Source organism: Ruminococcus sp. AF17-22AC (assembly GCF_003460065.1).
Taxonomy (GTDB): Bacteria; Bacillota; Clostridia; order Lachnospirales; family Lachnospiraceae; genus Blautia_A.
Genome location: NZ_QRXT01000010.1, coordinates 117,102 through 124,581, shown reverse-complemented (window position 1 = coordinate 124,581; position 7,480 = coordinate 117,102). Strand labels below are relative to the sequence as shown.

The window sequence follows — 7,480 nt, the reverse complement described above, 5'->3', positions numbered from 1 at the left end:
AAGTGTGGTAACACATGGAGCTGACTGCTACTAATAGGGTGAGGGCTTGACCAAAAAGCTGAGACGAGCGGCTGTCGCTGAGCGTGGAGTGAGAAATGCTTGCATTTCAGAACGGAAACGTGAGGAGACAGACATTTGCGAAGCAAAAGGCACTGAGCAACGAAGTTGCGAGGTGACCAAGCTCGGCGAAAGCGAAAGCATGGTTAAGATGATCGATTGCTTAGTCAACATGTATGTGGTTTTGAAGATACGATAATGAAGCCGGAGCAGATAAAATCTGTTCCGGCTTTTTAGCGTCAAAATAAGAAAAATATCAGGAAAGGAATTTATCATGACATCCATTATACCGATCAACAGAGAAGAAATACTGGAGCTGACACGGAGAATGACATTGTCCCGGACTTCAATGACGCGCATTGCGGGAAGTTATATGGATTCAGAAGGTTTTATTGATGGAACGTTTAATACAAATTTTCTGAAACTCAAACCAAAAGAGAAGGAAAAAAATCTTGCGATAGCCAAAATAATTCCATTTTCGCCTACAAACAAAAATCTGAAACGATACATTCTTCCTGAGAACGCATGTCGATCGGGAGGAATCCGCCAGCTCCTTCTGGGCATGAAATCCAGTGCACTGAAAAATGATGCGCTTCTGGAAGCATTTTATGAATATGTGGTTGAAAAATATCATACAGATCATGAGTATGCGATATATCTTTTTCATAATACGTATGATATTCCTCTGAAGACATCAGATAAGAAAAATCTCTGGGAATCAGAAGAAATGTATGAATATCTTATCTGTGCAATTTGTCCGGTGAGTGGCGATTATGAGCCGGGAGAGCCGGAGTGTGGATTTTTGTTTCCGGCTTTTCAGGACAGAACAGAAGATCCAGACTACATTGATGTCTATCAAAGCAATCCAGATCTCCCCAAAAATGACTTATTAAAGATTTTACAGTTATGCGACTGATGACCGGATCACATAAATTTTCGAATACTGATGTAATAACTGACAACAAGAAGTACTGTAGCTCCTGTCCATGCAGCAATCTCTGCATAAAAAATGCCATTCTGTCCGATAAACTTCGGAAGCAGGAGAGCAACACCGACACGTACAAAAAATTCTACAACACCGCTCAGCATGGGGAGCATCGTATTTCCAAGTCCCTGAAGTGCAGAACGATAGACGTAGAGAAAATACAGAATGCAAAGGCAGGATGCCATGATCGACAGATAATGCCATGCAATTCCAAGAACCTGTTCCGCCTGCGTGGGATCACCGGAGATAAACATAGAAAGTAAAAATTTTCCAAAAAGAAACATCATGATACTGATAAATGCTGAAGTGAGAAAGGCAAGAAAAGCACTTGTATATATACCTTTTTTGATTCGGTCAATCTTTCCTGCGCCAAGGTTCTGACCTACGTAAGAGACAATGGCATAACCGTAGGAAATCGCAGCCATCTCAAGTACTCCGTAAAGCTTATTGGTGGCAGTAAAACCGGCGACGAAGAGAAAACCGTAACCATTGATGACAAACTGTACGGCAAGACCTCCGACGGAAATGATGACATCCTGAAAAAGGATTGGTGCACCAAGTCCGAGAAGCTTTCTGTTAAGGCCGGGTACTGTTTCAAAATCTTCTTTAGAAGTATGTACAATATCGATTTTGCGAACAATCATAAAACAATACAGTGCGGAAAAAGCCTGAGCGGTAACGGTTGCAAGCGCAGCTCCGGCAACACCCCAGTGAAGCACGGCAACAAAAGTAAGATCCAGAATAACGTTGATCAGAGCTGCAATGATCATGGCAATCAGCGGTGTGCGGCTGTTTCCGAGAGCTCTCAGCACAGACGCAAAAATGTTATAAGCCGCAACTACCGGAATTCCGCAGAAAACAATCCGCAGATAGATCAGAGACATTCCGATGATATTATCCGGTGTATTTAAAAGCAGCAGGATCCATCTGGCTGCAAGCTGGCTGACAATCAGAAGAGAAATCGCAGTAATGGCAGTAAGCAGATAACTGTGAGCGACGGCTTTTTTGAGATCATTCCATTTACGTGCACCGTAATGCTGAGAGATCAAAATAGAAAATCCCTGTGTGACACCTGTGGAAACACCAAGAACCATCCACATGATCCATTCGACAGCACCGAGTGCGGCAAGAGCCTGTACTCCGGCAACCTGTCCGACAACAATCGTGTCAACCATCGTATATAATTGCTGAAAAATATTCCCCAGCATCAACGGTACTGCAAAAAGCAGAATAAGCTTCGCCGGAGAACCCTTTGTCATATCCCGAATTTGAGCAGACATAAAAACCTCCAATATTCTGTGTATAAAAGTAATTATAAACTAAAATTGATGTTTTGAAAACAGTTACAGAAATCATCAGGGAGTGGAGCTTCCAGTGAAATCCATGCATTGTTAAACGGATGCCGGAATTGGATCTTCCATGCATGCAGGGCTGTGCGATGAAATACAGGCTGTTCGGATAAAGAATCTGCCGGAAAAGTTTTCTGATACAAAGTATCTCCAAGAAGCGGATGCCCGAGAGCCTTCATGTGGACACGGATCTGATGCGTGCGTCCGGTATCCAGCTTTAAAGTTACGATCGACCAGTCTGGTGACCTGTAAAGAATCTGGTAATGTGTGACAGCAGAAAGCAATGTTGTCATACCAGCCAGAGGTGTCACAAAGTCAGCAGATTCAGGAACAAAAGAACTGCCGAAATCAGTTATTGCTTCCATCCGCAATGGATGATCTGCTGTTTTTCTGATCGGAAAACAAACCGTGTGCCACGCAGTATTCGATGAAGCACTTGTATCATCAGAAAAACTTCCCATTACTATGGCAATGTATTGTTTATGAAAAATGCCGGACTCACGTTGAGCCTGAAGCCGCTGTGCAGACACCTGATTTTTTGCAAATAAAACAATACCGGAAGTCTCTTTGTCGAGCCGTCCTATCGGGCGGACGCGGCAGGAGACTTTTTTCTTATGAAAATATCCGGATACCTGATTGGAAAGTGTGTCTGCGTAATGTGCACCGGAAGGGTGAGTAAGTATTCCGGCTGGCTTGTTTACTGCGAGAATATCTTCATCTTCATATAAGATTTCGAGAGGATGTGCATCTCCACAAAATGACACCAGATGATTCAAATCGTTTTTGGCAGCCTCGATACAGATTATGATCTGATCACTGGTCTGTACGATATCGGTTGTCCGGCATTGCACACCGTTTTTACGTATCCCGTCCGCTTGAAATTTGGCACGGCTGATCTGCCTTTTTGTGAGACCGAGAGCGGTGCGTAGAACTTTTTCGACAGTCTGTCCGGTCATATGTTCTTCAACGTCGAAAGTAATATGTTTTTCCATAAAAAAAATTCCTTTATCATATGAGTAAGATTCATTTTATTCCAGTATTCCTATATTTGGCGGGAGTTTGATATTCTTGTATGTGTGGAGCAGTTTTTCCAGGTCATGGATCACAGGAGTAAGAAATTTGTTTTTGTGATAGACAAGTTTGAATTTACGGTTCCATTCGCCATTTTTGTTATAGAAAACACGAATTGTATTGTGGCGGATCTCATGTGTCATAAGGCGAAGCGACATAACAGAAAGTACCTGGTCATAGAGCACAGCATTTAAAAGTGTTCGGGGGCTGTTTGCTTCCCAGACCGTACGAACAGAAATCTGATGTTTGGCAATATAGTCCTCAAAAAGCTGCCGGGTTCCGCTCCCCTGCTCTCGCATTGCAAAGCCTTCTCCTGCAAGATCCCGAATCTGAATGCAATTTCTATGATATAAAGGATGATATTTGCCGACGGCAAGTACCAGACAGTCATCAATAATCGGGAGAACGGTAAGGTCAGGAGAAAGAATTTCACCCTCTACAATTCCAACGTCAAGTTCAGCGCGCAGAAGTTTCTGCTCAATGTCCTTGGTATTACTCACATAAGAATGGACGTGGACATCCGGAAGGTCCTTTTGAAGTTTCGGAATTAGGAAAGGAGTGAGGCAGGTTCCGACTGTAATCGTAGAACCAAGTTTCAGAATCTGAGATTGTCCCTGATTCAGCATCAGCTCCTCAATCTGCCGAAACTGCTGAATCAGACTGCGGGCCTGAGGAAGCAAAAGTCTGCCACGTTCTGTGAGGTAAAGCTTTTTACCGAGACGTTCAAAGAGAAGTCCATTGTAATGTTTTTCCAGCTCACGGATTGCCTGACTTACGGTGGGCTGCGATAAATACAGAGAAGCAGCAGCAGCACTCATGGAACCCTGGTCAGCTACCGCAACAAAAATAGTCAGATGTCGTATCGTCATATGATATGCTCCTTTTATAGAAAATACCTATTATTTCTATAAAATAATATCATTTTTCAAATACATACTCAAGTGGTATATTATGAAATGCAAATCAAAATATGAAATGAGATGAGGGAAATACATGTCAGCATTAACAGTAAGTAAAGAGGACGAAAAACGAGTAAAAGGAATGGGATTTCTGAATAACCGCGGAACAGATCTTTTTTCCGCACGGGTCCTGACGATAAACGGAAAAGTAACGGCAGCGCAGCATCGTTGTATGGCAGAAGCTGCAGAAAAGTTTGGCAGCGGTGAACTTCTATATACAACAAGACTTTCTGTGGAAATTCCGGGAATCCCATATGAAAAGATTGATGAATTTAGAGAGTTTATTGCCAAAGAAAATCTGGTGACAGGAGGAACAGGAGCAAAAGTCCGTCCAGTCGTATCCTGTAAGGGAACAACCTGTCAGTATGGCCTTCTGGATTCCTATGCAATCTCAGAGGAAATTTATAAACGCTTTTATGAAGGATACAGAGACATTGTACTGCCACACAAATTTAAGATTGCAGTTGGCGGATGTCCGAACAACTGTGTAAAACCGAACTTAAATGATGTGGGAATCATCGGTCAGCGCATTCCGAAAGTAAATACTGACATTTGCAAAGGATGCAAAAAATGTGCGATCGAAGCAGCCTGTCCAAACAAGGTTGCAAAAGTAGTGGATGGAAAAATCACAATTGATGAGACAAAGTGTCGACACTGCGGACGCTGTGTTGGAAAATGTCCGTTCCACACAATCGAAGATGGTACATATGGTTATAAGATTTATGTCGGCGGACGCTGGGGGAAAAAAGTATCAAAGGGCAGAGCACTCAGCAAAATTTTTACTTCCAGAGAAGAAGCACTTGATGTCGTTGAAAAAGCGATTCTTTTTTTCAGGGATCATGGAAATAAAGGGGAACGTTTTGCAGAAACAATAGAGCGCATCGGTTTTGAAAACGTGGAAAAAGAATTGATTGGATGAGCAATATCTGTTAGGATAAAGGTAGCAATTCGATTCGGAGATGAAGAGTGTGGAACAGAAAGAAAAAAACAGTATCATTAAAAAACTGATTGATACACATACAACAATTTCTACGATGGAAAGTTGCACATCTGGTATGATTGCATCCACAATCACAGATACAGAAGGTGCATCCGCAATTTTTCCGGGAGGCTATGTCACATATCTGAATGAGACCAAAATCTTTATTGGTGTTGAGAAAGAAATTATACAAAAGTACGGGGTATATTCCAAAGAATGTGCAGAGGCAATGGCAAAAACAGTACAGGAAAAGTTGCATACGGATATTGCTGTCGGAATAACGGGAACGACCGGTAATATTGATCCAAATAATTCGGACAGTGTGCAGGGAGTTGTATATTTTTGCATTCGCATAAGAGATAAAGTAAATACTTTTGAAGTGCATGCAGAGGTTACAGGACTGGAGCGTCATGAAATTAAGCAGATGTATACCGATATGGTATTTGAAAAGCTGGAAACACTTGTGATGTAGAGAAAAAAAGTGTATATTTAAGAAAGACTGCAGAATATATGGTTTTTGGCAGGAGAATAATATCTGGAGGAAATGGTAATGAGTATAAAAGAAGAAATTCACGGATTATCAGACGAAATTATTAAAAATATGGGCAGACTGGTTGCGATTGATTCGCAGCTTGGTACACCGGCAGAGGGAATGCCGTTTGGCGAAGGACCTGCAAAGGTTCTTGAGGAAGCATTAAAAATTGCAGATGAGCTTGGTTTCAAAACAGTAAATCTTGATAACTACTGCGGTTATGCAGAGATGGGCGAGGGAGAGGAAATTGTTGGTATCGCCGGACATCTTGATATTGTACCGGTAGGCGGTGACTGGACATATGATCCATTTACTCTTACACGTGATGGAGATCATATTTACGGACGTGGAACAACAGATGACAAAGGACCGATTCTTGAGGCACTTTATGCAATGAAACTCGTACGTGATTCTGGTGTGAAATTAAACAAAAGAGTCCGCCTGATCATGGGATGTAACGAGGAAACCGGATCAAAATGTATGGAACATTACAATGAAGTAGAAGAGGAATTATCCTGTGGTTTTACACCGGATGCAAACTTCCCATGTATCCATGGTGAAAAGGGTCAGATGGGAATGATGGCATATTCTAAAAATACAAAGATTATTTCCATGAATGGCGGTTTTGTTTCCAACGCTGTGTGTGACACCTGTAATACTATAGTTCCGGCAGAATCAGGACTGAAAGAAAAGCTTGAGGCAGCGTTTGCTGAGACAAAACTTCAGGAATACAAAGTAACAGAAGAAAATGGTGAGATCAGCATTTATGCAAAAGGTGTTCCGGCACATGCCAGCACACCGACTCTTGGTGTCAATGCAGCAGGAGTGACATTTGAATGTCTTGCAAAAGCCGGCTTCGAAGATGATTTTGTAAAATTCTACAATGAACATATCGGTACAGCCTGCGATGGTTCCGGTCTTGGTCTTAAGTTTGCTGACGAATACGGCGAACTGACACTGTGCAATGGTATCGTTAAGACAGAAGACGGTGTGATTTCTGCTACAATTGACATCCGTGTACCGGTTACTCTCAAGAGTGGGGAAGTCCGTAAGATGTGCGAAGACAGACTGGAAGATGAAAACGGACGTATTGAGATCCTTGGAATTGGTGATTCTCTGTTCTTCCCGAGAGAATCTCCTCTTGTAAATGCACTGTACAAAGCTTATGTCGATGTAACAGGTGACACAGAGAATAAACCGATGGTTATCGGCGGCGGAACTTATGCGAAATCACTTAAAAACATTATCGCATTCGGACCGGAAATGCCGGGAATCGATTACCGTATTCATGGTGCAGATGAGTTTATTCTTGAATCAGGAATGGAAGAAGCTGTACTCATATATATGGAAGCAATCAAAAATCTTCTTGCAATCTGATCGTTTTCTGAAATCTGTTGATTTATAACAGAAATTATGATAATGCATAAACAAATAAAGAGAATCTTCCCTGCCACCGGACAGGGAAGGTTCTCTTTTTGGATGAGATAAGATATTTACAATGAAAATTAAGCTGGAAAAGCAATCCACAGGGGTATTGACCCGAATAAA

At 42.0% G+C, this 7,480-nt stretch carries 7 protein-coding genes; 4 read left to right on the top strand and 3 right to left on the bottom strand.

The genetic code is table 11. The features are described 5' to 3' along the window. The first annotated feature begins 331 nt into the window (after positions 1-331). Positions 332-973 carry a DUF4317 family protein gene (locus DWW86_RS13525; RefSeq protein ID WP_117943678.1) on the top strand — a complete coding sequence of 214 codons (642 nt, stop codon included), beginning with the start codon at positions 332-334 and terminating at the stop codon, positions 971-973. 8 nt (positions 974-981) lie between these two features. Here the strand turns inward: DWW86_RS13525 and DWW86_RS13520 are convergent, their stop codons facing one another. The 3 genes from DWW86_RS13520 to DWW86_RS13510 are packed head-to-tail and all read right to left on the bottom strand — an operon-like array spanning position 982 to position 4,331. Further along, positions 982-2,322, bottom strand: a complete 1,341-nt coding sequence (locus DWW86_RS13520) for an MATE family efflux transporter (protein ID WP_117943677.1) — start codon at positions 2,320-2,322, stop codon at positions 982-984. A 32-nt stretch (positions 2,323-2,354) separates the two neighbouring features. Next, entirely contained in the window at positions 2,355-3,383 is a 1,029-nt protein-coding gene (locus DWW86_RS13515) for an RluA family pseudouridine synthase (RefSeq protein WP_117943676.1), read from the bottom strand. 36 nt (positions 3,384-3,419) lie between these two features. Further along, complete coding sequence (locus tag DWW86_RS13510) at positions 3,420-4,331, bottom strand: LysR family transcriptional regulator (RefSeq protein WP_117943675.1); 912 nt, start codon at positions 4,329-4,331, stop codon at positions 3,420-3,422. Between the two features lie 124 nt (positions 4,332-4,455). On the opposite strand from DWW86_RS13510, the gene DWW86_RS13505 reads away from it, so the two are divergent. From DWW86_RS13505 to DWW86_RS13495, 3 genes are all read left to right on the top strand, one after another. Next, a complete protein-coding gene (locus tag DWW86_RS13505) occupies positions 4,456-5,340 on the top strand; it encodes a ferredoxin-like domain-containing protein (protein WP_072521578.1) in 885 nt (294 codons plus the stop codon). 49 nt (positions 5,341-5,389) lie between these two features. After that, the gene (locus DWW86_RS13500; protein ID WP_083585482.1) at positions 5,390-5,872 is read left to right on the top strand and encodes a CinA family protein; all 483 of its coding nucleotides are present in this window, start codon (positions 5,390-5,392) and stop codon (positions 5,870-5,872) included. A gap of 78 nt (positions 5,873-5,950) precedes the next feature. After that, positions 5,951-7,309: a M20 family metallopeptidase gene (locus tag DWW86_RS13495; RefSeq protein WP_117943674.1), complete on the top strand. Its 1,359-nt coding sequence runs from the start codon at positions 5,951-5,953 to the stop codon at positions 7,307-7,309. The last annotated feature ends 171 nt before the right edge of the window (positions 7,310-7,480 follow it).

Excerpts from the sequence above, each read along its gene's own strand:
- DWW86_RS13505 (WP_072521578.1), top strand. The coding sequence starts at position 4,456 with ATGTCAGCATTAACAGTAAGTAAAGAGGACGAAAAACGAGTAAAAGGA.
- DWW86_RS13510 (WP_117943675.1), bottom strand. The coding sequence starts at position 4,331 with ATGACGATACGACATCTGACTATTTTTGTTGCGGTAGCTGACCAGGGT.
- DWW86_RS13525 (WP_117943678.1), top strand. The coding sequence starts at position 332 with ATGACATCCATTATACCGATCAACAGAGAAGAAATACTGGAGCTGACA.
- DWW86_RS13520 (WP_117943677.1), bottom strand. The coding sequence starts at position 2,322 with ATGTCTGCTCAAATTCGGGATATGACAAAGGGTTCTCCGGCGAAGCTT.
- DWW86_RS13495 (WP_117943674.1), top strand. The coding sequence starts at position 5,951 with ATGAGTATAAAAGAAGAAATTCACGGATTATCAGACGAAATTATTAAA.
- DWW86_RS13515 (WP_117943676.1), bottom strand. The coding sequence starts at position 3,383 with ATGGAAAAACATATTACTTTCGACGTTGAAGAACATATGACCGGACAG.